This is a genomic window from Paenarthrobacter sp. 22069, assembly GCF_052046035.1.
Taxonomy (GTDB): Bacteria; Actinomycetota; Actinomycetes; order Actinomycetales; family Micrococcaceae; genus Arthrobacter.
The window spans coordinates 1-23,140 of sequence record NZ_JBQEQF010000007.1; the positions used below are offsets into that span (position 1 = coordinate 1).

The 23,140-nt window shown below is 66.5% G+C and carries 21 protein-coding genes; 12 read left to right on the plus strand and 9 right to left on the minus strand.

Features of this window, described 5'->3' with window-relative positions; genetic code table 11:
• The first annotated feature begins 56 nt into the window (after positions 1 to 56).
• Complete coding sequence (locus ACTJK0_RS07115; RefSeq protein ID WP_043450675.1) at positions 57 to 464, plus strand: chorismate mutase; 408 nt, start codon at positions 57 to 59, stop codon at positions 462 to 464.
• Between the two features lie 107 nt (positions 465 to 571).
• On the plus strand, positions 572 to 1,564 hold the full coding sequence (locus ACTJK0_RS07120; RefSeq protein ID WP_440744149.1) for a hypothetical protein: 993 nt from the start codon (positions 572 to 574) through the stop codon (positions 1,562 to 1,564).
• A gap of 3 nt (positions 1,565 to 1,567) precedes the next feature.
• Here ACTJK0_RS07120 and ACTJK0_RS07125 read toward each other — a convergent pair whose 3' ends face one another.
• From ACTJK0_RS07125 to ACTJK0_RS07150, 6 genes are read right to left on the minus strand one after another with little or no spacing between them, the layout of a single operon-like run.
• Positions 1,568 to 2,281 carry a DUF4166 domain-containing protein gene (locus tag ACTJK0_RS07125; protein WP_440744145.1) on the minus strand — a complete coding sequence of 238 codons (714 nt, stop codon included), beginning with the start codon at positions 2,279 to 2,281 and terminating at the stop codon, positions 1,568 to 1,570.
• A gap of 48 nt (positions 2,282 to 2,329) precedes the next feature.
• Entirely contained in the window at positions 2,330 to 3,622 is a 1,293-nt protein-coding gene (locus tag ACTJK0_RS07130) for a DUF58 domain-containing protein (protein WP_440744144.1), read from the minus strand.
• Entirely contained in the window at positions 3,622 to 4,632 is a 1,011-nt protein-coding gene (locus ACTJK0_RS07135) for an AAA family ATPase (RefSeq protein ID WP_440744143.1), read from the minus strand. The genes ACTJK0_RS07130 and ACTJK0_RS07135 overlap by 1 nt, the downstream gene beginning before the upstream one ends.
• Positions 4,629 to 5,843 carry a DUF4350 domain-containing protein gene (locus tag ACTJK0_RS07140; protein ID WP_440744142.1) on the minus strand — a complete coding sequence of 405 codons (1,215 nt, stop codon included), beginning with the start codon at positions 5,841 to 5,843 and terminating at the stop codon, positions 4,629 to 4,631. Before ACTJK0_RS07140 ends, ACTJK0_RS07135 begins: the two co-directional genes overlap by 4 nt.
• A complete protein-coding gene (locus ACTJK0_RS07145; protein ID WP_440744141.1) occupies positions 5,840 to 6,478 on the minus strand; it encodes a DUF4129 domain-containing protein in 639 nt (212 codons plus the stop codon). The genes ACTJK0_RS07140 and ACTJK0_RS07145 overlap by 4 nt, the downstream gene beginning before the upstream one ends.
• Positions 6,468 to 7,490, minus strand: a complete 1,023-nt coding sequence (locus ACTJK0_RS07150; RefSeq protein WP_440744140.1) for a DUF7847 domain-containing protein — start codon at positions 7,488 to 7,490, stop codon at positions 6,468 to 6,470. Before ACTJK0_RS07150 ends, ACTJK0_RS07145 begins: the two co-directional genes overlap by 11 nt.
• Positions 7,491 to 8,148: 658 nt before the next feature.
• On the opposite strand from ACTJK0_RS07150, the gene mtrA reads away from it, so the two are divergent.
• From mtrA to secA, 7 genes are all read left to right on the plus strand, one after another.
• Positions 8,149 to 8,823: an MtrAB system response regulator MtrA gene (gene mtrA / locus ACTJK0_RS07155; RefSeq protein WP_018768515.1), complete on the plus strand. Its 675-nt coding sequence runs from the start codon at positions 8,149 to 8,151 to the stop codon at positions 8,821 to 8,823.
• Positions 8,824 to 8,974: 151 nt separating this feature from the next.
• Positions 8,975 to 10,747 carry an MtrAB system histidine kinase MtrB gene (gene mtrB / locus ACTJK0_RS07160; RefSeq protein ID WP_440744148.1) on the plus strand — a complete coding sequence of 591 codons (1,773 nt, stop codon included), beginning with the start codon at positions 8,975 to 8,977 and terminating at the stop codon, positions 10,745 to 10,747.
• Positions 10,744 to 12,459, plus strand: a complete 1,716-nt coding sequence (locus ACTJK0_RS07165; protein WP_110541130.1) for an LpqB family beta-propeller domain-containing protein — start codon at positions 10,744 to 10,746, stop codon at positions 12,457 to 12,459. Before mtrB ends, ACTJK0_RS07165 begins: the two co-directional genes overlap by 4 nt.
• A gap of 118 nt (positions 12,460 to 12,577) precedes the next feature.
• Entirely contained in the window at positions 12,578 to 13,555 is a 978-nt protein-coding gene (locus tag ACTJK0_RS07170) for a ComF family protein (protein ID WP_440744139.1), read from the plus strand.
• 145 nt (positions 13,556 to 13,700) lie between these two features.
• A complete protein-coding gene (gene hpf / locus ACTJK0_RS07175; RefSeq protein ID WP_110541128.1) occupies positions 13,701 to 14,426 on the plus strand; it encodes a ribosome hibernation-promoting factor, HPF/YfiA family in 726 nt (241 codons plus the stop codon).
• Positions 14,427 to 14,458: 32 nt separating this feature from the next.
• Entirely contained in the window at positions 14,459 to 15,670 is a 1,212-nt protein-coding gene (locus ACTJK0_RS07180) for a winged helix-turn-helix domain-containing protein (RefSeq protein ID WP_440744138.1), read from the plus strand.
• 98 nt (positions 15,671 to 15,768) lie between these two features.
• Complete coding sequence (secA, locus tag ACTJK0_RS07185) at positions 15,769 to 18,510, plus strand: preprotein translocase subunit SecA (protein ID WP_440744137.1); 2,742 nt, start codon at positions 15,769 to 15,771, stop codon at positions 18,508 to 18,510.
• Positions 18,511 to 18,609: 99 nt separating this feature from the next.
• On the opposite strand, the gene ACTJK0_RS07190 is transcribed toward secA, so the two are convergent.
• The gene (locus ACTJK0_RS07190; RefSeq protein ID WP_440744136.1) at positions 18,610 to 19,116 is read right to left on the minus strand and encodes an Rv3235 family protein; all 507 of its coding nucleotides are present in this window, start codon (positions 19,114 to 19,116) and stop codon (positions 18,610 to 18,612) included.
• Between the two features lie 90 nt (positions 19,117 to 19,206).
• Positions 19,207 to 20,097 carry a LysM peptidoglycan-binding domain-containing protein gene (locus tag ACTJK0_RS07195; RefSeq protein WP_440744135.1) on the minus strand — a complete coding sequence of 297 codons (891 nt, stop codon included), beginning with the start codon at positions 20,095 to 20,097 and terminating at the stop codon, positions 19,207 to 19,209.
• Between the two features lie 137 nt (positions 20,098 to 20,234).
• Between ACTJK0_RS07195 and ACTJK0_RS07200 the strand changes: the two genes are divergently transcribed.
• Entirely contained in the window at positions 20,235 to 20,813 is a 579-nt protein-coding gene (locus ACTJK0_RS07200; RefSeq protein ID WP_110541124.1) for a hypothetical protein, read from the plus strand.
• Here the strand turns inward: ACTJK0_RS07200 and ACTJK0_RS07205 are convergent.
• Positions 20,810 to 21,025, minus strand: a complete 216-nt coding sequence (locus tag ACTJK0_RS07205) for a helix-turn-helix domain-containing protein (RefSeq protein WP_110541123.1) — start codon at positions 21,023 to 21,025, stop codon at positions 20,810 to 20,812. The genes ACTJK0_RS07200 and ACTJK0_RS07205 overlap by 4 nt on opposite strands.
• A 153-nt stretch (positions 21,026 to 21,178) precedes the next feature.
• Between ACTJK0_RS07205 and ACTJK0_RS07210 the strand changes: the two genes are divergently transcribed.
• Together ACTJK0_RS07210 and ACTJK0_RS07215 are read left to right on the plus strand one after the other, a co-directional pair.
• Positions 21,179 to 21,820: a hypothetical protein gene (locus tag ACTJK0_RS07210; RefSeq protein WP_110541122.1), complete on the plus strand. Its 642-nt coding sequence runs from the start codon at positions 21,179 to 21,181 to the stop codon at positions 21,818 to 21,820.
• On the plus strand, positions 21,817 to 23,106 hold the full coding sequence (locus tag ACTJK0_RS07215) for an AAA family ATPase (RefSeq protein WP_440744134.1): 1,290 nt from the start codon (positions 21,817 to 21,819) through the stop codon (positions 23,104 to 23,106). Before ACTJK0_RS07210 ends, ACTJK0_RS07215 begins: the two co-directional genes overlap by 4 nt.
• The last annotated feature ends 34 nt before the right edge of the window (positions 23,107 to 23,140 follow it).

The window sequence follows — 23,140 nt, forward strand, 5'->3', positions numbered from 1 at the left end:
CCGGCACCGGCGCTTCACACCCGCGGTCATTCCTCCGGCTCCCATAGACTGGAGCCATGACGCAGCACAACCCCAGCTCTCCTGGCTCCGACGATTTCGACCCCTCCGCCAGCTCCCTGGCAGGCCACGTGGACGATTCGGTGATGGCTGAACTGCTGTCCATCCGCTCCAGCATTGACAACATCGATGCCACCCTGGTGTACCTCCTTGCCGAACGTTTCAAGGCCACGCAGAAAGTGGGTTTCCTGAAGGCAACGCACCGCCTTCCCGCCGGCGACCCCGGCCGTGAGGCAGCCCAGATCGCGCGGCTGCGCCGGCTCGCCGAGGACGCCCATCTCGACCCCGCCTTCGCTGAGAAGTTCCTCAACTTCATCATCGGCGAGGTGATCCGCCACCACGAGGCCATCGCGGAGGACCACCAGGCATCCTCGGGGCAGCAGCCGCAGACCTCCGCGCTGGCGTGAGCCGGGAACAGTACCACCGGGGTCCAGGGACGGATCCGGCCGCTTCGTCTGCCGCCGAAGCAGGCCCTTCCACGGCAGCCTCAGCCCAGGAGGTCACCGCAACCGGGCTGGGTCCTTGGCCGGGTGAAGACCCGCTGGAGGCCGCCCGCATCATCCGCGGTGAACTTGGCAGTCCGCACCTGCCGTTCCTCGCCGAACTGCCGGACCGGGGCGTCGGCTCCGATGCTCTTGGACGTACCGCTGTGCTCCTCGAGGAACTGGCGGTAGACGTCCAGCCCTACGGATGGCGGCTCGTCGACCGGCCAGGCAAGGACATGCGCCGTGCAGCGTCGGCGTTGTCCACCGACCTGAATGTTCTCGCCGACGTGGCGGGTGCCGAAGATGTCTCCGCCACGGACCTGAAAGTGCAGTTGGTGGGCCCGCTCAGCCTGGCCGCCGGGATGCACCTGCACAATGGTGAACGGGCCCTGCTGGACCACGGCGCGCGCCGGGACCTGGCCGCCTCGCTCGCCGCCGGCGTGGGTGGCTATCTCCGCCGGGTGGCGGCCGCCGTTCCGGGCACCCGCCTCGTGGTGCAGGTGGACGAGCCTGACGTTGCAGCCGTGTTGGCCGGAACCATTCCCACCGCCAGCGGATACCGCACTCTTCGCGCCGTGGCCACTTCGGAAGCCCGCGAGTCGTGGCGGTTGGTCCTCGAGGCCCTGCGCGCAGCCGGTGCCGCCGAGGTTGTGCTCACTTTCCCCGAGATCGAGGCCCCGATCGAGCTGGCACTGGCCGCCGGCGCCGACGGCGTTGCGCTGCCGCTGAAGGCACTGACGAACCGGCAATGGGAGCAGCTGGCAGGGGCCGTCGAGGCAGGAAAGCAGTTCTGGGCCGGCGCCCTGGACGTTTCGTCCGGAACTCCGTTGCCGAAGGTGGCTGACTGCGTGGAAACCGTGTGGCGCCCCTGGCACCAGCTGGGCCTGCCGGCGTCGCTGCTCGGCGCCATCCGGCTGACGCCCTCAGGCGGACTCGCCGGGCGCACGCCGGCGCAGGCCACCGCCGTCCTGGGCAGGCTCACGCAGGTGGCGGACGGCCTGAACCAGCTGGCGCTGGGCTAGGCGTCACACCCTGTTCTCCCAGCGCTCCGGCTGGGCGTAGCGGGGCAGGTAGCTCTGGGCGGAACTGCCGCCGGTGTATGGGCGCAATCGGTAATCGAAGGCTCCGGCGTAGACCAGCACCAGGCCAATCTGCGGCTGGATGACCTTCACCTGAATACGGTGCCGGCCGTTGCTGCCCTCAGCCGGATCCCACCACTGTTCGGCGTAGGCCTTGGCGTCCAGTGCGGCCGGCAGCGGTATCCGAAGGGGGCCCAGGAAGAGCCGGGACGCCTCCGATACTCCGCGGAGCCGTCCCTCCGCCGTCACGCCCAGATTGAGGTCTGTCACCAGACGCCGGTACCTGCCGACGTAGTCAACCAACTGCGGCGCCCCCTTCCGCGCCGTGACGCTGGTGGTGTCCTGGAAGAGCCGGGTACGCCCGGGAAACCGGATTTCCCGCCGGGCGGTCAGGCTGGAACGGCCGAAAGGATCCTGGTGCGCGTGGTTCTCGATCCGGAACGGGATGTTTTCGCCATACTCAGGGAAGAAAGCCTCCTCGCCTCCGGCGAGCCTCAGCAGCGGGCGCAGCCACCGCTGGCGGCACCCCACGACGTCGAACGTGCCTTCCCCCACGCCGTACTGTCCGGAGCCCGGCACCAGCGAGAAGTACTCCTGGAGCCCGGGCTGCAGCCGGGAGTACGCACTGCCCAGGGCCTGCTGGTAGATCGGGACGTTCATTGGAATGGGCCTCCTGTTGCCTGCGGGCGGCGCTGCTTGCCTCCGGATTCACAATCTACCGGCAGCCTTGAGTCGGATGTACATGTCCGCCAGCCGTGGAGGCAGCTCACGTGGCTCGGCGTCCACCACTTCCACTCCATAGCGGCGCAGCTCGGCGGTAACCGCTGCGCGCTGCAGGAGGGCGCGTTCGGCTGCGGCGGCACGGTACACCCCGGTGGCATCATTGCGTTCCCGCAGCATTGCACCCAGCTGGGGGTCACGGACGGCGGCCACCACCACCACGTGCCCGGTAGCAAGCCGCTCGGCAACCGGAAGCAGCCCTTCCTCCGGTGCGCCGCTGTCCAGCGATGTCAACAGCACTACGAGGGACCGGTGGGCGGATACGGCGCGGACCTGCCCCGGGACCGCGGGCCAGTCCATCTCGATCAGTTCGGCGTCAAGGGGCGCCATGGCCTGGACCAGCCGGCCCAGGATGTTGCCCTGGCCGGCGGAGCGGGCCCGCGCCCTGGTCCTTCGGTCGAAGGCCAGGAAGTCCACCCGGTCGCCGCCGCGCTCGGCCAGGACACCCAGGAGAAGTGCGGCCTCGATCCCGGTGTCAAGGCGCGTTTCGTCGCCGATCCTTGCAGCGGACGTTCGGGACGTATCAAGGACCATCACCACCCGCCGGTCCCGTTCAGGGCGCCAGGTCCGGACCACCACGGCGGAACGACGGGCTGTGGCGCGCCAGTCGATGGAGCGGACGTCGTCGCCGCGGACATAGTCCCGCAGCGAGTCGAACTCTGTGCCGGCACCGCGGATCTGCACTGCCGCCTTCCCGTCGAGTTCACGCAGCTTCCGCAGTTTCGAGGGCAAATGCCGCCGCGACCGGAACGGCGGAAGCACCCGCACCGAGCCTTGGCACGGGATGGTCCGCTGGCGGGCCGCCAGGCCCAGCGGGCCGAAGGAGCGAAGGGTCACGTGCGGTGTTTTGAGGTCGCCGCGGCGGGTGGGCCGGAGCCGCACCGTAAACCGCCTGCCTTCGCCGGCGGGGACGGTGATGTCCTGAACGGGATCCTGTGCGCCGGCAGAGGGCTGCCAGCCGTCACGGAAAGACCCCCGCAGCATCCTGCGTCCGCCGTTGCGGATGGTCAGCACGGCATCCGCCGCATTGTTGAGCGTTACGTTCTCGGGCTCCGCCCGCACCACACCGACCTGTCGAAGGGACGCGGCGAACACCAGCTCGGCGACCAGCAGCGCAGTGAGCAGGGCGGCCGTGGCCAGCATGGTCAGCCATCCCGGGAACAGCAGCACGGGCACCAGGCCCAGCAGCACCAGGGCCACGAAGCGCCCCGAGATGGCCATCAGCGCGGAACGGGGACGGAGGCGAGGATGCTGCCCAGGACGTCGTCCACCCGGACTCCATCCATTTGCGCTTCGGGCTGCAACGCCACCCGGTGCCGCAGGCAGGGCAGCGCCAGCGCCTTGACGTCGTCGGGGGTCACGAATGGACGGTCGGAGAGCCACGCCCAGGCCCGTGACGTGTTGAGCAGGGCGGTGGCGCCGCGGGGCGAGACGCCGAGCTGGAAGGAAGGGGCCGCCCGGGTGGCGCGCACCAGGTCAACAATGTAGCCGATGATTTCCGGTTCCACTGCCACACGGGTCACAGCATCACGTGCCCGTTCCAGGTCCTGCGACCCGGCCACTGCCCGGACACCCGCTGCCGACAGGTCGCGGGGATCGAACCCGGCGGCGTGGCGGCGGATGACTTCTATTTCTTCCCCGCGTGCCGGCAGCGGCATGGTGAGCTTGAGCAGGAAGCGGTCCAGCTGCGCTTCGGGCAGGGGATAGGTCCCCTCATACTCCACCGGATTCTGGGTGGCTGCCACCAGGAAGGGCGCGGGCAGCCGCCGGGACACGCCATCAACGGACACCTGGCGCTCCTCCATGGCCTCGAGGAGCGATGCCTGCGTCTTTGGCGGGGTCCGGTTGATCTCATCGGCCAACAGCAGGTTGGTGAAGACAGGCCCCTCCCGGAAGCTGAATTCGGAGGTGCGCGAGTCGTACACCAGCGAACCGGTGACGTCGCCCGGCATGAGGTCGGGCGTGAACTGCACCCGTTTGGTTTCCAGGCTCAACGCCGCGGACAGTGCGCGGACCAGCAGGGTCTTGGCTACGCCGGGCACTCCCTCGAGCAGGACGTGCCCCTGCGAGAGCAGGGCAATCAGGAGGCCGGTGACGGTGGCGTCCTGTCCCACCACTGCCTTGGCCACTTCCCGCCGGACAGCAAGGAGCGCCTGCCGCGCGCCGTCGTCGAGAGGGCCCTTGGGGTCTACCGAATTCAGGACCCCCGGGCCCCTGCCTTGTTCACTCATCGGGTCATGACCTCTTTCTCCAGTTTGTCGATGGCCTGGGACCAGGCCACCAACGCTGCTTCTGACGTGGGATGTTCGTTGATAATCACCCGGACCTCCCTGGGGTCCCTGCCCAGCAACCGGGCGGCCGCGGTAATGGTGTCCTCCGAGCTGGCGCCGGTGCCGAGCCGGAGTTTGCCGGCGAGCCGCACCAGCAGGCCGGCCCGCAGATTGTCCCTTGCCTGGCTGATGGCCCGGGAGTCCTGGTAGAGCCGGGCGCGTCCTTCCGCGGTTTCCACCGCCTTGACCACCACCGGCAACGGCTCGAAAACCAGCGGCCCGTGACGGCGGCCGCGCCACACGACTGCCGCCAGCGCCACCACCAACAGCCAGGGCCCCAGGAAGCGGGCCCAGGCGGGGGCGAGGTCGTCAAGGGTTTTCCCGGGCCCATTGACCGTGACGTCCTGAAGCGAGGGGAGGTACCAAACGAGGTCCTTCGAGGTTCCCAGCATCCTGGTTGCGAGGGCTGCGTTGCCCAGTTCGTCCAGCCCGCCGTTGCTGAGGATCGTCGTGCTGCCCAGCACCGCCAAACGACCGCCGTTGCTGACGGCAAGCATCCCGGCGGTCCCTGCCGCCCGGAAGCAGGTGGTGCCGCCGTCGTACACGAACGCTCCTTCTCCGCTGACTTGGCCGGCGGCTTCCGCATCCGGCAGGGCGCATCCGGCTTCCAGGACGGGATGCGCATCGGGAACCACGCCCGCCTGGCGGATGCCGCCGTCAAGTGCTGCGAGGGTCTCCATCCTGGGGGAGACCACCACAACGCGTTCGGCCGCTGCCAGCAGGCTTGCCAACTGCGGTTCAGCCAGGATGCCGTTCCGGTCGTAGAGGAGGAGGGTGGGGGAGTCACTGGAGCGAAGGTCATCCAATGCCGCGTCGAAGCGTTCCGGCGCCTGGACGGAAACCCCATGCCGGCCCAGGATTTCGGCCAGTGCCCTGGCTCCTTCCGGTCCGGCATTGTGGATTGAGAGGGGAACGGTGTCGCCCTTGGGAGCAAGTTGGGTACCGATGACCAGTGCCAGCGCGGCGGCCACCACCACTGCCGCTGCGGCCGCGCCGCGGTGCAGGTTCAACCAGCCCAGGATGGCTGCGGCCAGCGTTCTGCCGGGGCCCGGCGCTCGTCCAACCCCGGTGGCTCCGTGATGTTCAGCGACTGCGCGCCCGCCGGCCGTCATGGGAGCAGCACCGCGCTGTCGGCAGGGGCGGGCTTTGCCTCCTCCAGCGCCGTATCAAGGTCCACCATTTCCCGGTAGCCGGCGCTGCCTGCTGCCTTGTTCCCGTAGCGGATGGCATCAAAGGTGGCCGCTGCGCCTGCCAGGCGCGGAGCCTGGGCGCTGAAGTGCAGGGACAATGCCTTGGCCGCTTCGTCCGCCGTCCGGCCCGGCTGGGGATCAAGGATGGCGCGGTCCTCTGCGCTGCGGACAATGGCACGGAAACGTTCGACGACGGCGTGCCCCCACTTTCCGGCCGCAGCCGCCGCTTCCGCGCGGCTGCGGTAGTCGGCGGCGCCGAGGGTGGGCTCGTGCTCGAAGACCTCCCGGGCCTGGCGGCGGCGGGCGTTCAGCCGGGGTCGGGCGAGGATGACTGCGGCGGCGATGATCACCGCAATCACGAGGGCGATGACCGGGCTGGGCACAGGTGCGGCGTCGCCGCTGGGGCCATCCAAGGATTGCAGCCAGTCCAGGAAGTTACGCCAGAGGGTGGCAAGCCAGGAGGGGGCATTCTCGCGGTATTCGGGTTTGGCAAGCTCCTCCGCCGCCCAGCGCCGGGCTTCCCCGGCGCCGGGAAGCAGCGGAGGCTCAGCGGCCATAGGGCGATGCCCCCGGGCCGGGTCCGTATCCAGGGTAGGGCAGCGTACCGCCCGGGCGGAGGCCGCGGCCCGGGATGCCATCAGGGTCGGAACCGGTTTCGAGCTGTCGCAGCAGCGCGATATCCAGTCCGTCCTGGCGCATCCTGAGGTCCATGTAGAGCAGTGCCATAACGGAGGTCTGGAAGGCGTAGCCCACCGCGCCCACCAATGCCCCGAGCACCGCTTTGATGATGCCGGTAGCCACGGCGAGGGAAGCCTGTTGTCCACTGCCGCCGTGGGGAGAGATAACGCCTGACAGGACGGCGGGCAGCATGCCCGCCGGGATCAGCACCACTTGGGTAGCGACGGCCACCAGGATCCCCACCACCAGGGCGATGCCGAGGATCCGCCACCAGTTGGCCCGGGTCAGCTCCCACGAGCGCCTCAGCCCGGCGAGGGCTCCGAGTTCTTCGATGACGACGGCGGCAGGTGCCACCATGAACTTGACCGCCACCCAGGCGAATCCGGCGCCGAAGCCCAGCATCAGGGGGATGGACAGCAGGGCGGCTGTCCCGCGGACGCTGGAGAACAGGAGCACGACCAACGCGACGAAGAGCACCACCGCGGCCAGGGCAGCCGCCACCAACAGTGCCGCCAGCCTGAGCAGCGCACCGATCCTTGGGCGTACCAGCGACAGCATCCGCCGGAAGCCGGTGGGACGGTTCAGGACCGAGCGGGCAACGGGTACCACCATGGCGCCTTGGAGGACAGCAGAAACAAAGACGGAGAGGATGGATACCACGACGGCCACTGCCGTCAGACCCATCCCCGCGGCCGCGATGTCGGCGCGGCTGGCCCGTGCCGCCCAGGCTTCGATGGAGCCGGCCGACGTTGCTGTCATTCCTGCAAACACTGCTGCGAGAATCGCCGACAGGGACTGGGCCAGGAGGCCGGCGCCGAGCATGGCCTTGGCGTTGCGCCTGATTGCCTGGAACGAGCCGTCCAGGACCTCGCCGAACATCAGGGGCCGCAAGGGGATGATGCCCGGCTTGGGAGGCGCTGCGTAGCGGGGGTTCCCAAATTGTCCCGGGCCCCGGAACCCTTGTTCGCCGTACGCCTGGCCGCCGAAGGCCGGGCCGGCAAAAGTAAATGGACCGGGGTATGGGGCTCCGGGGGACTGGCTGCCAGGGTACTGGGGTCCCGGGTATTGGGGTCCGGGGTATTGTGCGCCGGGATCTCCAGGGTTCCCGTTTCCACCCTGCCCGGGCATCTGCTGCCACTGTGATGCCTGCGGCGGCCGCCGTTCCCACGAGGCCGCCTGGTCCCAGGAAGTTTGCTGTTGCCAAGTGGGTCCCTGTGGCCAGGAATCGGAAGGCGCTCCTGACGGCGAAGCCCACGGCTGCTCCGGTGATGGCACCTGGCCGTGCGTACCCCCATCGGCCGGGCCGCCGTCGTCCTGCCCGTTGCCCGGCCGCCCCTGCAAGGGCTCACCGGGCCCCGGCTCCTGTGCTGACACTGATTCCTCCCCCCCATAGCAGTCCGCCTGCCCCGGGGCGCCCGTAAAAAGGCGGGCAGCGGCAGAGCAGCGCATGAGCCCAAGACTATAGTTCCGTCGCCGGACGGCCTAGTGCCCCGCCATGCCGGAGGCCGTTCAACAGGACAAACGCATCCCGATAAGGGAATATATAGCTATGAAGGCACGCATTCTGGTGGTAGATGATGATGAAGCGCTGGCCGAGATGATTGGGATTGTCCTCCGTAATGACGGCTTCGAGCCGGTCTTCTGCGCCGACGGCGCCCAGGCCCTCGACGTTTTCCGGTCATCACGGCCGGACCTTGTCCTGCTCGACCTCATGCTTCCAGGGATGGACGGCATCGAAGTATGCCGCCAGATCCGCGGCGAATCCGACGTTCCCATTGTCATGCTGACCGCCAAATCGGACACCTCCGACGTCGTCCGCGGCCTGGAATCCGGCGCCGACGACTACGTGCCGAAACCCTTCAAGCCTGCCGAACTCGTGGCCCGCGTCCGGGCCCGGCTTCGTCCCGGTGACCAGAAGGCCCCCGAAACCCTCCGGATCGCTGACATCACCATCGACGTCGCCGGCCATACGGTCAGCAGGGGCAATGAGCGGATTTCCCTGACGCCGCTGGAATTCGACCTCCTGGTGGCGCTGGCCCGGAAACCATGGCAGGTCTTCACGCGTGAACTGCTCCTGGAACAGGTCTGGGGCTACCGGCACGCCGCTGACACCCGGCTGGTCAACGTCCATGTCCAGCGACTGCGGTCCAAGATCGAGCAGGACCCGGAAGCCCCGGAAGTTGTATTGACGGTGCGTGGTGTCGGCTATAAAGCAGGGGTCTGACCCCGCCGCGCAGGACGGGGAACCGGACCAGCGCGGCACCACGCCCCTCCTGCCCGCGGACGCCGGAGCTAAGCAGGACGGAAGCGTCAGCAACGGCTCCGGAGACAACGGAGCCGGACCGGAGACCGTTCCCGCTCCCGGCCTCCGCTACGTGGCTTTCCGGGCACGCATCTGGCAGCGGCGCGGCCTGATCGTTGCACTGCGCGTCGCCAGGCTGGTCCGGACCGGCGTCAGCCGTTTTCTCCCCGGACTGAAATACCTCGGCCGTGCCCTGCAAAAGCGCTGGCGGCGATCCCTTCAGTTCCGGACCGTCCTCACCACCCTGTTGTTGGCCGTGACCTCGTTTGCCGTGGTGGGCGCATACCTGTCCAACCAGATCGCCAACAACCTGTTCCAGGAGCGGCTGACACAGGCGGAGTCGGAGACCCGGTACAACGTCAAGCAGGTGCAGGACACGTTCGACGGCGCCCAGGTCACCGACCAGTCCAGCGTCATCACCCTGGTCTCGGACACACTCAGCGCCGTGGAAGGCCGTGGCTCCGTGATCCAGAGGCGCTATGTCTTTGAGGCCATGCCCAACCAGACAAAGCCCCGCAACCGCTGGGTCGAGTCACGTGCCTCCGACCAGCTGACCGTCAGCGTCATCCCACCTGACCTGCGGAAGGCCGTGCAGGAGTCGGGCAAGGACCAGTACTGGGCGTCCACCGTGATACCTGTGGGCACCGAGGACCGGCCCGGAATCGCCGTGGGCAACAAGGTGACCTTCAACGGCACGGTCTATGAGCTCTATCTGATCTACGACCTCAACACCGCGCAGCAGACGCTCAACGAAATCCAAAGCGTGCTTTGGGCGGGCGGCGCCGTCCTGGTCCTCCTGATCGGCGCCGTGGCCTGGTATGTCACCCGCAACGTGGTCAGCCCGGTCAGCCACGCGGCGATGGTCTCGGAGAAACTGGCTGCCGGGCAGCTGCAGGAAAGGATGGTGGTCAAGGGAGAGGACGAGGTTGCCCGGCTCGGAGCATCCTTCAACCACATGGCCGCCAGCCTGCAGGAGCAGATCACCCAGCTGGCCACCCTCTCCCAGATGCAGCAGCGCTTTGTCTCCGACGTCTCCCACGAACTGCGGACGCCCCTCACCACCGTGCGCATGGCGGCCGAGGTCCTCTATGACGCCCGCGATGACTTCGACCCCATCAACAAGAGATCAGCTGAACTGCTGTACAACCAGGTGGAGCGCTTCCAGTCCCTCCTGTCTGACCTGCTCGAAATCAGCCGCTTCGATGCCGGCGTGGCCGTGCTCGACGCCGAACCAGAGGACCTGCTCCAGGTAATCGCCCACGTCATCGAAGGCGCTGCGCCGGTAGCCGCCGAATACGGCTCAGAGATCATTTTCACGCCTCCCCAGGGCGCCCTGGTGGTGGAAATGGACGCGCGGCGGATCGACCGGATCCTGCGGAACCTTATCCTGAACGCCGTGGAGCACGGTGAGGGCAAGCCCGTGACCGTGTCGGTTGCAGCCAACGAAACCGCCGTGGCTGTCGCCGTGCGGGACCATGGCATCGGAATGGACCCGGCCCAGGCTGCCCGGGTCTTCGACCGGTTCTGGCGCGCCGACCCCGCCCGTGCGCGCACTACGGGAGGCAGCGGCCTGGGACTCTCCATCGCCATGGAGGACACCAAGCTGCATCACGGCTGGCTCCAGGCCTGGGGGAGGAAGGGCGACGGTGCCAACTTCCGCCTGACACTTCCCCTGCGCCAGGACGCGGTGATCACGGAGTCACCCGTTCAGCTCGAACCCAAGGACGTCACCAACCCAGGCGCACCGGGAAGCGTCCCGGGGGAACAGGACTACAAGAACATGCTGGTGCTGCAGACGGGTGGGGCCAGGCCCGTCCCGCCACGTGCCCCCGAGGAGACATCATGAGGCCTGCAAACCGGCGGGCACAGTATCCCGCGGCGCTGCTTGCCCTGCTGATCGTTTTCCTGGCAGGCTGTGCCCGGATTCCCACGTCCGGGCCGGTGGGAAAGAGCAGCGAGAGCAGCGCCGGTAACGTCAGTGCGCCTGTGTTCCTTCCGGCAGCACCACAGCCGGGTGCGTCGCCCGAGACCATTATCGACTACTTCTACCGGGCAGGCAGCGGCTACGAGGACGATTACGCGGTGGCCCGCCAGTACTTGACCCAGGCTTCGGCCGTCTCCTGGAAACCCGATAAACGGGCACTGGTGTACCGGGAAGCGCGGGTTGTGCCCACCGGCGACGAAAACGTCTTCAACTATGAGCTTGATGTTTCCTACACGGTGGACGCAGACGGCATCGCCACGCAGTCGCCGCCGGGCACCGTGGAACGCATTCCCGTGACGGTGACCCAGGTGGACGGCGAGTGGCGGATCTCCGGAATCCCTGACGGAACGGCCATCGCCGAGGAAACGTTCAAGGTGATTTACGGGGCCTACCCGATCTACTTCTACGACCCCACCTTTACCTACGCCATCCCGGACGTGCGCTGGTTCCTGAAGAACAAGACCGTCAAAGCAATGACCAGCGCCCTGCTGGCCGGACCTGCGCCCTACCTGCGCGGCGCCGTCGCCAGCGCCTTCCCCTCAGGGATCAAGCTGGCCCGCGAGTCCGTGCCCGTAGTGTCCGGCGCCGCACAGGTGGATCTGTCGGCCAAGGAACTGACCGAAACGTCGGCAGAGGACCGCCTTCGGATGCAGATGCAGCTGACTCTGACGTTCCGGAGCCAGCCCGACGTGGTCAATGTCGAGTTGCGCGCCAACCAGGACCTGGTCCGGGTGGAGGACAACGGCTCCGTCCTGCCACCGGTGCTCGACAAGACGGTCCCTTCGCGCCAGATCGCCGTCAGCGGCAACGAATTGGTGCGCTACGAAAACAACCGGGTCTCGCCCTTGCCGGACATGCAGCCGGTATCCGCGCTCAATCCGCGCTACCCGGCGGAGTCGCCGGTCTCGCAGACAGCGGCCTTCCTCAACGACGGCCGCACCACCTTGTACAGCATCACTCCGGGGCAGCCTGCCCGCGCCCTGACCACGCGAAGCACCCTCAGCCGGCCATCCTTCAGCGTTAACGACTGGGTGTGGACGGCCGGGCCGGGTGCCACCGGGGCTACCGAAGTCGTGGCGTTCCGCCCGACAGGGGTGGCGGAAGGAGCAACGGTCCCGTCGGTAACCCTGGCGCCCCCGTGGCTTGCCGGCCGCGCCGTCAAGGAACTGCGGATCTCACGCGACGGCGTTCGTGCCCTGGTCATTTCCGAGCAGAACGGAAAAACCAAGGTGCAGGTGAGCGGCGTTATCCGTGCCGGCGACGGCACGCCCCGCGAACTGACCGCACCCATCACCCTGGTGGCCGACGGCGATCCGGACCAGGGCGTCTGGGTGAACGGCACCACCGTCGCCGCCATGAAGGGGGCACCCGGTTCGAATGTCACGCCCGAACTGCTGTCCCTCACCTCCGGACAGCCCCAACAACTGGCTCCGTGGCCGGGCCTGGTGTCCATCAGCGCCGGCAATGGTGCCGATGACATCTACGTCCAGTCCGGGGAAGGGATCTTCCAGCGGCTCGGCAACGGCTGGTCCCCCCAAATCAAGGGTCCCGTGGACCCTGCATTCCCCGGCTGACACCAAGGTCAGGCGCGCCCAGCGGCGGTGCATGACCCAGGGGGCGTGTTGACGCGGCTTTTCCACATAGGGACGCCGTGACTCTGGAATGCCGGACCCCGGCGGGCACAGTGGGACTATGAACAGTGCACTCCACGGAACACATCCGCGGAAACCTCTGGGGACGCCCCCGCGAACCCGGGGTCTGGACCCGGACCTGCAGCCGCCCCCGCCGTGGGCAGCACTGCACCGGGGTGAACACGATGCTGCCATCCTTCGACTCGTCGATTGGCTCACGGGTGCAGCAGGAGATCTCCTGGCATTGGCGGTTCCCGTGGACTGTGTGTGCTGCGGCGCGGAAGACCGGACTTTGTGCCCGTCCTGCGCCGGCAGGGTACGTGACTTGACCGGCCGGCCGTTCCGCGCTGAGGGCGGCGCCCCTGCCTTGATGGACATCGCCGGTACGCCTCTGCTGCCCGTGGTTGCCGCCGGCGTGTACCGGGACGAGCTTGCCCAGGCCCTGCTGTCCTTCAAACGGCACGGCCAGTACCAGCTCGGCAGATGCCTTGGCAAGGCACTGGCCGGAGCCCTCAGGGCCGCCGCCCCGTGCGACGAGGAACTGCTGCTGGTCCCGGTGCCCACCAGCACCGGCGGGTATCTCAAGCGGGGGTTCAGTCCCGTCCATCTGCTCCTCAGGGAAGCGGCACGGCAGCATCCTGGCCTCCACGTAGCTGATGTCCTGGGCAAGGCGCCGGGGCGGTACCGCCTGTTCGCCGGCGGGAACACCGGTCAGGCCCGGCAGCGGGCGCCGGCGGGGCAAAAAGGCCTGGGGAGGGGAGCCCGCGCCCAGCGCGTCCGGGGGTCCATGCGCATCAGGCGAGGCGCCCGGTCAAAGGCCGTAGGACGGCCCTGCCTCATCGTCGACGACGTCCTCACCACAGGTTCCACCCTCGCCGAAGCAGCCCGCGCACTCCATCATGCGGGGGCCCGGGTGAGGGGCGCCGTCGTGCTTGCTGCGACACGCCCGCCGGACGCACAGGACCAGGCACCAGCGCCCGCCAGGCCGCAGAGAACAGCGCATGACTTAGAAAAAAATAAACCGGGAAAGGATGAATAACGGGTGGCTATGAACTAACGTCGGTGGTGGGTACCAAGAACAGAATGTACCTTTCGATGGCGGCTCGGAGAGGGGCTCGACTGTCAAGCCAGCCCGGCCCAAGGAAGCGCCGCCGTCGTGTCACCGAAGTCATTTGGAGGGCACCATGGAGTTTATGATCAGCGGACGAAATCTGACTGTTTCAGACCGGTTCCGCGAATATGCCGGGGAAAAAATCGCAAAGATCGAATCGCTGGGCGACAAGGTCCAGAGGGTCGACGCGAAAGTTTCCAAGGAGACCAATGCCCGGCAAACCGGCGACCAGCTGACCGTCGAAGTGACAGTACTGGGCCGTGGGCCCGTGATTCGTGCCGAAGCCAGTGCCGCAGACAAATTTGCCGCCTTTGACCTCGCCTACAACAAACTGCTTGAGCGGCTCCGCCGGGCCAAGGACCGCAAGAAGGTCCACCACGGCCGCCACACCCCCAAGGCCGTCCGCGAAGCAACAGCGTCGCTTGAGCCCGCCAGCGCCCACGAACCGCTGTACCTTGAAGCGAACCACCGGGACGAAACTGCGCAGGCCCCCAAAGACACATCCCCTTACGACGTCGAAAACGACATTCCCGCCGGTAACTCCCCGGTCCTTATCCGGCGCAAGGTCTTTCCTGCGGCCTCACTTTCCCTCGACGACGCCGTGGACAACATGGAGCTCGTCGGCCACGACTTCTACCTCTTCGTGGACAAAGCGACCAACACGCCCTCCGTCGTGTACCGCCGGCGCGGCTGGACCTATGGAGTGATCACCCTCGACCACGAATGCGAGCCCGGTGACACCGTCATTGAGGAGAAGGTCCTTGCCTACCGCTCGGACGACGCCGCCGCCAACGCTTAGGGTGGACTTCACCACCGCCAGAGAGGACTGAATTGTCGGCAACGCTGAGCCTTGACCAGGCACGGCGGATCGCGCTGGCAGCGCAGGGACTTCACAAAGGACGGCCCACCGGCCCCGTGACAGCACGGGCGGTGGGCCGGACTTTTGCCCGTCTGCAGCTCGTCCAGATCGACTCCGTGAATGTCCTGGTCCGCAGCCACTTCCTGCCCTTCTATTCACGCCTTGGAAACTACGACCGGGACATCCTGCAGCGCATGGCGGGCAGCCACCCACGCCGCATGCTCGAATACTGGGCGCACGAAGCAAGCTACATCCGGCCGGAGCATTACCAGGACCTCCTGTTATGGCAGAAGCGGTCCTGGGTGGGTGCGTCCCGGCTGGACCCCGTGCTGCGCAGCGAGGTGGAGGGCAAAATCCTGGAGGTCCTTGCCCGGTCCAGGCCCATGACCGCCTCTGAGCTGACCAACCGCATCGGGCACGTCGAGGAAAGGCAGACTGACAACTGGGGGTGGAACTGGAACGCTGTCAAGCGGGTTCTGGAGCACCTCTTCGAAGCGGGCCTCGTATCGGCGGCTTCACGGACCGGGCAGTTCGAACGCAGGTACACACTGACCGCCAAAGTCCTCCCGCCCGCGCTTGTCCCGACAGCGGACGTGGACCCGGCAGCTGCGCTCCGGCGACTGACCGACGCTGCGGCCCAGGCCCACGGAATCGGCACCATCCGCTGCTTCGCCGACTATTTCCGCGCGCCCGTCAAAGCAACCACACAAGCTGTCGAGCACCTGGTGGAGCAAGGCAGGCTGGAACCGGTCAACGTGGCGGGCTGGGGGCGGCCCGTCTTCCGGCATGTCGAGTCAGCGCTGCCGCGGCAGGCCACCGGCCGTGCACTCCTGAGCCCCTTCGATTCCCTGGTCTTTGAGCGCCGGCGGCTGTTGGAACTGTTCGGCTTCCATTACCGCATCGAGATCTACACGCCTGAGGCCAAGCGGCGCTACGGCTACTACGTCCTGCCTTTCCTGCTGCGTGACCGCATCGTGGCCAGGGTGGACCTCAAAGCGGACCGGACTGGCAGCCGGCTGCTGGTCAGATCCGCCTTTGCTGAGCCGGACGCGCCGGCGGACACCGCCGTCGAACTCGCTGCAGAGCTGGCCCTGATGGCGCAATGGCTTGGCCTGCCCGACGTGCAGGTAGGGCCCGCAGGGGACTTGTCCGCGGGGCTGGCGAAGGAACTCCTGCGCCTCTAGGGCGTATCGCTCTCAGGGAAAAGGGGCACCGCCAAGGTGTCTCTCCCGTAGACTGAACACGCCAGAATTCGGCGGCATCAAACTGGGAGCAACTTCACGTGGCATCACTTATCGAAAAAATCCTCCGTACGGGTGACAAGAAGACACTCCGGCAACTGCGGAACTATGCCGATTCCATCAATGCCCTTGAAGACTCATTTAAGACCTTTACCGACGCTGAGCTCCGTGAGGAGACGGACCGCCTCCGGGAACGCCACCGGGACGGTGAGAAGCTGGACGACCTGCTTCCCGAGGCGTTTGCCGCCGTCCGGGAAGCGTCGTCCCGTACGTTGGGGCTGCGCCACTTCGACGTCCAGCTGATGGGCGGCGCTGCCCTGCACCTTGGCAATATCGCTGAAATGAAAACCGGTGAGGGCAAGACCCTGGTGGCGACTGCTCCCGCCTACCTCAATGCCCTGACCGGCAAAGGTGTCCACGTTGTCACGGTCAACGACTACCTCGCCGAATACCAGTCCGAACTTATGGGCCGGGTCTACCGCTTCCTTGGCCTTACCAGCGGCGTCATCCTCGCCAACCAGGATCCGGCCGTCCGCCGCCAGCAGTATGCTGCCGACATCACCTACGGAACCAACAACGAATTCGGGTTCGACTACCTGCGCGACAACATGGCCTGGGACAGGACTGAACTGGTCCAGCGCGGCCACAACTTCGCCATCGTCGACGAAGTGGACTCCATCCTCATCGATGAAGCCCGGACGCCGCTGATTATCTCGGGCCCGGCGCAAGGGGACACCAACCGCTGGTACAGCGAGTTCGCCAAGGTAGTCCTGCGGCTGGAATCCGGCAAGGATTACGAAGTCGACGAGAAGAAGCGCACCGTCGGCGTCCTGGAGACCGGCATCGAAAAGGTCGAGGACTACCTGGGCATCTCCAACCTTTATGAGTCCGCCAACACCCCCCTGATTGGGTTCCTGAACAATGCCATCAAGGCCAAGGAACTGTTCAAGCGGGACAAGGACTACGTCATCCTGGACGGTGAAGTGCTGATCGTCGATGAGCACACCGGCCGCATCCTGGCAGGCCGGCGCTACAACGAGGGCATGCACCAGGCGATCGAGGCCAAGGAAGGCGTCGAGATCAAAGCGGAGAACCAGACCCTGGCCACCGTCACACTGCAGAACTACTTCCGCATGTACAGCAAGCTTTCCGGCATGACGGGCACCGCCGAGACTGAGGCGGCCGAGTTCATGAGCACGTACAAGCTTGGGGTTGTGGCCATCCCCACGAACCGCGACATGCAGCGCATCGACCAGCCGGACCTCGTGTTCAAGAACGAGGTCGTGAAGTTCGACGCCGTCGTGCGGGACATCGCCGAACGGCACGAAAAGGGCCAGCCCGTCCTCGTGGGCACCACCAGCGTCGAGAAGAGTGAGTACCTCTCCAAGCTCCTCGCAAAGGAAGGCGTCCGCCACGAGGTCCTGAACGCCAAGAACCATGCCCGTGAAGCTGCCATCGTTGCCCAGGCGGGCCGGAAGGGCGCGGTCACCGTAGCCACTAACATGGCTGGGCGCGGCACCGACATCATGCTGGGCGGCAATGCCGAGTTCACAGCAGTGGCAGAACTCGCCACGCGCGGGCTTGACCCGGAGGAGAACTCCGAAGAGTACGAAGCCGCCTGGCCAGCCGCGTTCGAAGCAGCCAAGCAGGCCGTGAAGGACGAACACGAGGAAGTCCTGGACCTCGGAGGCCTCTACGTGCTGGGCACCGAGCGCCACGAATCCCGGCGTATCGACAACCAGCTTCGTGGCCGTTCCGGCCGCCAGGGCGACCCCGGCGAATCGCGGTTCTACCTCTCCCTCACCGATGACCTCATGCGGCTCTTCAATTCCGGGGCTGCCGAACGGCTGATGAACAGTTCCGTCCCGGACGACGTCGCGCTCGAGTCCAAGCTCGTGTCGCGTGCCATCGCCTCCGCCCAGGGACAGGTGGAAGGCCGCAACGCAGAGCAGCGCAAGAACGTCCTGAAATACGACGACGTCCTCAACCGCCAGCGCGAAGCGATTTACAGCGACCGCCGCCGCATCCTCGAGGGCGATGACCTGCACGAGAAGGTCCAGTTCTTCGTGGAGGACACCATCACCGCCCTCATCGACGCCGCAACCGCAGAAGGCAACGGCGACGACTGGGACTTCCACCAGCTGTGGGCGAATTTGAAGACTCTCTACCCGGTCAGCCTGACAGCCGAAGAGATCATCGAGGAAGCCGGCGGGAAGTCCCGGGTGACGGTCGAGATGCTCAAGGAGGAGATCCTCTCGGATGCCCGCCTGGTGTACCAGGCCCGTGAGGAAACCATTGGCTCCGAAAGTATGCGCGAACTCGAACGCCGTGTGGTGCTTTCGGTTATCGGCCGCAAATGGCAGGAACACCTCTACGAGATGGACTACCTCAAGGAAGGCATCGGCCTGCGCGCCATGGCGCAGCGCGATCCGCTGGTGGAGTACCAGCGTGAAGGCTTCGCCATGTTCCAGAGCATGATGGAGGCCATCCGCGAGGAGAGTGTTGGGTTCCTCTTCAACCTTGAAGTGGAAGTAACTCCTGCCCAGGACGTCGTCGTCCAGGACGCTTCCGGTGGCCACACCGAGCATGTCGATCCGCAGGTTCACGCCGCCGGTCTGGAAGCGCCGGAGAAGCCGGCCCAGCTGCAGTACACCGCCCCCAGTGAGAGCGGTGGAACCCAGACCCGGGTGGAAACCCGCCAGGGGGCCGGCCGTTCAGGAAACCCCGCCAAGGCAGCTGCACAGGACGCAGCGAAGCGGACCGGCAAGAAAAAGAAGCGCTAGCAGGACGCCGGTAAGTTACCGGCAACAGCAGGCAGGGCAGGGACGGTATCGTCCCTGCCCTGCCTGCTTCCCTCTGCAGCCGTGCACACCACCGGTGGCTCAGCCAATGACGAGTTCAACGATCCGCCAGACTTGCTTGCTGCGCTCAAGCCGGACAGCGACGGCGCGGGCACGGACATCATCCACCACCACGGCACTGGCTTCGTAGATTCCGTCAGCCACCTCGCAGACCCGTACGCACCGGACTGTTGAATTCCGGTGGAGCCGGGCCAGGGCAGGATTGCCGGTCCTGGTAAGTTCGCGCCTGATCAGTGCCGCCCGGTGCTGCAGCGCTGCCAGGCAGCGCGGGTCCAGCCGGCGCGCCAACTGGTGGACAGGACGGATTCCGGCCAGGACCTCCATGGAGGCCTGAACCGTGCCGCGCGTGATGGCGCGGACTTCAGCGGCCTCGCTGACGGGCCGCAGCGGCGCCAGCACGGTCCCGGCCGACTGATCTGGCGGCTTCGGTGCTGTGGACGCAGTTGCCTTGCTTCCGATGCTCCTCCCGCCATCCCTGGTGTCGGCGGCCAGCCCCCGGCCGGCCCGTGCAGGTGTCACTGCGGTCATGGTGTTCCCCTTGGTTGATTGGCTGTGTTGAGCTGGCTGGCGTTTTCGTCTGGTTGGTTCGGCCGGCTGTGGGTGGACGTGCCGGAGTTCTTAGCGGTAGGGAGCTGTGGGTGCCTGGAGGACCTGGCCGGGCAACAGGACATCGGGACTTCCGCCGATCTGCGCACGGTTGGCGGCGTACCATCGGGGCCATTCGAGAGCGATGTCCACATCCGACGCTTCGGGGCCCAGGTAGTTCGCCACGATGTCCCACAGCGTGTCGCCGGCGAGAACTGCGACTTCCCCTGAGCTGCCGCCCGGGCCGGCAACGCCGGTATCCGGGAGGGTCCTGGTTTGGGGTGCGACCAGCAGACCGGGCTCAACCACCTGGACAGCAGGCTGCCATCCAGGGTCAAGCGTGGAGGCCTGTTGTGGGCCGGCGCCTGTTCCTGCCGGTTCCGGGTCCGGTTCTTCCCAGCTTGCTGATGGTTTCCACTCCGGGACGAACTGTGGCTGGCCATTGCTGCCCGCGGACATGCCGCGTCCGCCGTACCCGGCTCCATCCGGGCTTTCCGCAGGGATTGACGGCGAGGATGACCGTGCCTGGGTGGGCGTCCATTCGGGCGTCGGTGGAACCGGTGCCGCATGTGCCGCAACACCCGTGACGAGTTGGAGCGACAGGACGGCAACCACGGCCCGCTGCATGAAGGCGGGGGAGAGCTTGCGTGCGGCCGCGGCAGCGCCGTGCTCCCCCAGATGTTCCAGCAGGACTGCTGCTCCGGCGCCCAGGATCGAGATGGTCCACCACAGCAGCAGGGCAAGGCCTGCGGCCGCTGATGCTGCTGCCAGGAGGACATCGGTTGACGCCTCGTGGTGATGTGCCGCGGATACCTTCCAATGTGTGAGAAGGCCCGCCCCGAGGAGGCAAAGCAGAATGCCCAGTGCCAGCACTGCCAGGGCCATGGCTGCATCGAACCATCTTCCGCCAACGAAACCTGCCATTTTTCCTCTTTCGATGCATTTTGATGCAGTTTGCTGCTGTTTGAACAGTCTGAGCGCAGCGTCGGATGTTTGTCCAGACGTTGTAGAGAAAAATTGCGGGCGTTGACGGTCGGACAAGGGGACCCTACGCTGACGGGATGCGCTGGGATGCACTCTTCAACGACATGGAAAGCCAGCTGGCGGAGATCGATCGCCTGGCCCTCGAGACGGAGGTCAATGAGCGGGCACGGGCCGAGATGGTCGGCCTGCCGCTTGAAGACCGGCTCCGGGCAACGATCGGTTGCAGGATCGGCGTCCACCTGCTCTGCGGTGATTCGGTGCAGGGGGAGCTGGTGCATGCGGGTGCGGACGCGCTGGTGCTGGACGAAGGCCAGCACCAAGTGCTCATTCCCTACTGGGCCGCAGCGCGCTATACAGGGCTGGGCAGGCATGTGCGGGCAGAGAAGTCGCGTGTCCGCCGGTCACTCGGACTTGCCCACTCGCTGCGGGGCCTGGCGCGGGACCGCGCAGAGCTGGTGGTGACGATCGGTGGCGGAGCCGGAACCACGCGGCTGGCGGGCGTCATCGACCGGGTCGGGAGCGATCACCTGGACCTGGCCGCCGTGATACCGGGCGAGGCGCGAAGAAATAGCAGTGTGGGCCAGGTATCAGCCATCCCGTTCGCCGTGGTGGCGATGGTCAGATCGAACAAATCGGGCGCCACAGCGGCGGGCTAGACCGACTTGGAGCGCGATTCCCGGATCATGCGGCTGGCCTCGGCATAGCGTTCCTCGATGTACTGCTCCAGCATCTTCTCTTCGACGCGCCATTGGCCGCGGCCGCCCACCTGGATGGCCTTGAGCTCGCCGCTGCGGACCAGGGCGTAAGCGGCAGGCGAGTTGATCTGGAGCTGCTCCGCGACATCCGCGAGGGTGAGGAACCTTGGCATGCACCTATTTTGCCACCAAATGACGCATTTTGGGGCTGTTATCCACAGTTTGGCGGCATTTAAGAAAATGACTTTTGTTCAGGGGGCCTTGCGGCAACAATGAGGAAACCGGGCCACTGGGTGGAGGTCCGGGATGCCTAGGGGGAGAACGGTATGGTTCCAGATGCAAATGCCACTGCAGCACGGCTTAAACGGCCCTCGTGGAGGGATCCCCGGCTGTTGGTGGGCGTTCTCCTGGTCCTGGTGTCCGTCGCTGGTGTCATCTACCTCGTTGGCAGCGCAGACCGCACCACGGAGGTTTATGCGGCGCGGGAGGGAATCGGGGTCGGAGAACGGCTGACGCAGGAGAACGTCGTCCGGGCTAAAGTGCGGCTTGGCGATACCGAACAGCACTACATCACCGTCGAGTCGGGCCTGCCGCAGGGCGTCGTGGCCATGCAAAGGATCGCCAAGGACCAGTTGGTTCCACGGGCAAGCCTCGGTGAGGTCGACGAGCTGGACCGGAAACCTGTCGCCCTCAATATTGAGCAGACGCTGCCGTCGCAGGCCGTCGCGGGAGCCCGCGTCGATGTCTGGGTCGCCCAGCCGGATGCAAAAAACGGGTTCAGTGAACCCAAACTCATTCTCCCGGGGGCCGAAATCGCTGAGGTTGCCAGCGGGTCCACTGCCCTTGGGTCCTCAAAGAGCACGGTGTTGATGGTCCTGGTGGATGACAAGCAGATGCCTGCCCTGCTGGGTGCCCAGGCCAATGAGGCGAAGATCTCCGTTGTGTGGAACCCGGGTGGAGCCAAGTGAGCATCCCCGTCGTCACCGTGGGGCAAAGCCGCGAGGATCTGGTGGGCGGACTCGAGAGGCTGCATGGTCCGGTCACGGTGGTGCGAAGGTGCGCGGAACTTCCCGAGCTGCTCGCGGCCTGCCAAAGTGGCCTGGCCAGGGCCGCAGTGGTGGCTGAGGGGTCCGAGGGACTGACCGCCTCCCTGGTGGACCGCCTTGGGGCTGTTGGCGTTGCGGTGGTTGCGTTGACTGACAGCGCAGAGGAGGCAGCCCGGCTCCGGAAGATCGGTGTTGCCTCCGCTGTGACTGGGGTTGAGTCCGCCCAGCTGTCGGACAGGATCGCTGAGGCTGTGGCGCAGCTGACCGGAGCCATCCGCCCAACAGGCCTAAGTGCAGGTTCTGACACCGGCGCTGCCCTGGTTACGAAACCCGTGGAGCCGGATCCTGGCACGGAGAGTTCCGGAAGCGGAAAGGTCGTGGCCGTCTGGGGTCCGGCGGGGTCCCCGGGAAGAACCACGATCGCGGTGAACATCGCCGGCGAGTTGGCGGCGGAGGGGCAGGACGTTCTGCTGATCGACGCCGACACTTACGGCGCCAGCGTCGCGGCCGTGCTTGGATTACTGGATGAGTCAGCCGGCCTGGCCCAGGCGTGCAGGCTTGCCGACCAGGGTCTGCTGGACGCCGATGGCCTCCGCAAGGTGGCAACCAGAGTCGCCACGTCCTCCGGCACATTCCGGGTGTTAACGGGCATAACCCGGGCAGACCGCTGGACGGAACTCCGGGCCGCCGCCTTGTCGCTGGTCCTGGAACGAGCCCGGCAGGTGGCCGACGTGGTCGTGGTCGACACCGGGTTCTGCCTGGAGGCGGATGAGGAACTGAGTTTCGACACGATGGCGCCTCGGAGGAATGCTGCCACACTGCGCCCCCTGGAACTGGCGGACACGGTCTACGCTGTTGGTGCCGCGGACCCCGTGGGTGTTCCCCGCATGGTTCGCGGTCTCGCTGAGCTGGAGGCGGCAGTTCCCCAGGCGTCACCGACTGTCGTCATGAACAAGGTGCGGGCCTCCGCCGTGGGCCGGGGCCCGGAGCGGCAGTTGCGGGACGCATGGGAACGATACGGACCGGCCACCGGGCTTTCCGCCTTCATTCCCCACGATCCCGCAGCCGCGGATGCAGCCCTCCTGGCTGGCTCGCTCCTTCTCGAAGCCTGCCCGGAGTCTCCGCTGAGAAGTGCGATCCGAGCCTTGGTTTGTGCATCCGGCCAGCGAAAAGCGAAATCCTCTGTATTTTCTTCCACACCACGGTGAAGGGCAAACGACTAGGCTCGCCATAAGAGCTGCA

Bases quoted from the DNA above. Each gene is read 5' to 3' on its own strand.
- mtrA (WP_018768515.1), top strand. From the start codon at position 8,149: ATGAAGGCACGCATTCTGGTGGTAGATGATGATGAAGCGCTGGCCGAG.
- ACTJK0_RS07130 (WP_440744144.1), bottom strand. From the start codon at position 3,622: ATGGCCATCTCGGGGCGCTTCGTGGCCCTGGTGCTGCTGGGCCTGGTG.
- ACTJK0_RS07145 (WP_440744141.1), bottom strand. From the start codon at position 6,478: ATGGCCGCTGAGCCTCCGCTGCTTCCCGGCGCCGGGGAAGCCCGGCGC.
- hpf (WP_110541128.1), top strand. From the start codon at position 13,701: ATGGAGTTTATGATCAGCGGACGAAATCTGACTGTTTCAGACCGGTTC.
- ACTJK0_RS07125 (WP_440744145.1), bottom strand. From the start codon at position 2,281: ATGAACGTCCCGATCTACCAGCAGGCCCTGGGCAGTGCGTACTCCCGG.
- ACTJK0_RS07135 (WP_440744143.1), bottom strand. From the start codon at position 4,632: ATGAGTGAACAAGGCAGGGGCCCGGGGGTCCTGAATTCGGTAGACCCC.
- ACTJK0_RS07165 (WP_110541130.1), top strand. From the start codon at position 10,744: ATGAGGCCTGCAAACCGGCGGGCACAGTATCCCGCGGCGCTGCTTGCC.
- ACTJK0_RS07170 (WP_440744139.1), top strand. From the start codon at position 12,578: ATGAACAGTGCACTCCACGGAACACATCCGCGGAAACCTCTGGGGACG.
- ACTJK0_RS07140 (WP_440744142.1), bottom strand. From the start codon at position 5,843: ATGACGGCCGGCGGGCGCGCAGTCGCTGAACATCACGGAGCCACCGGG.
- ACTJK0_RS07115 (WP_043450675.1), top strand. From the start codon at position 57: ATGACGCAGCACAACCCCAGCTCTCCTGGCTCCGACGATTTCGACCCC.
- ACTJK0_RS07195 (WP_440744135.1), bottom strand. From the start codon at position 20,097: ATGGCAGGTTTCGTTGGCGGAAGATGGTTCGATGCAGCCATGGCCCTG.
- ACTJK0_RS07200 (WP_110541124.1), top strand. From the start codon at position 20,235: ATGCGCTGGGATGCACTCTTCAACGACATGGAAAGCCAGCTGGCGGAG.
- ACTJK0_RS07190 (WP_440744136.1), bottom strand. From the start codon at position 19,116: ATGACCGCAGTGACACCTGCACGGGCCGGCCGGGGGCTGGCCGCCGAC.
- ACTJK0_RS07210 (WP_110541122.1), top strand. From the start codon at position 21,179: ATGGTTCCAGATGCAAATGCCACTGCAGCACGGCTTAAACGGCCCTCG.
- ACTJK0_RS07205 (WP_110541123.1), bottom strand. From the start codon at position 21,025: ATGCCAAGGTTCCTCACCCTCGCGGATGTCGCGGAGCAGCTCCAGATC.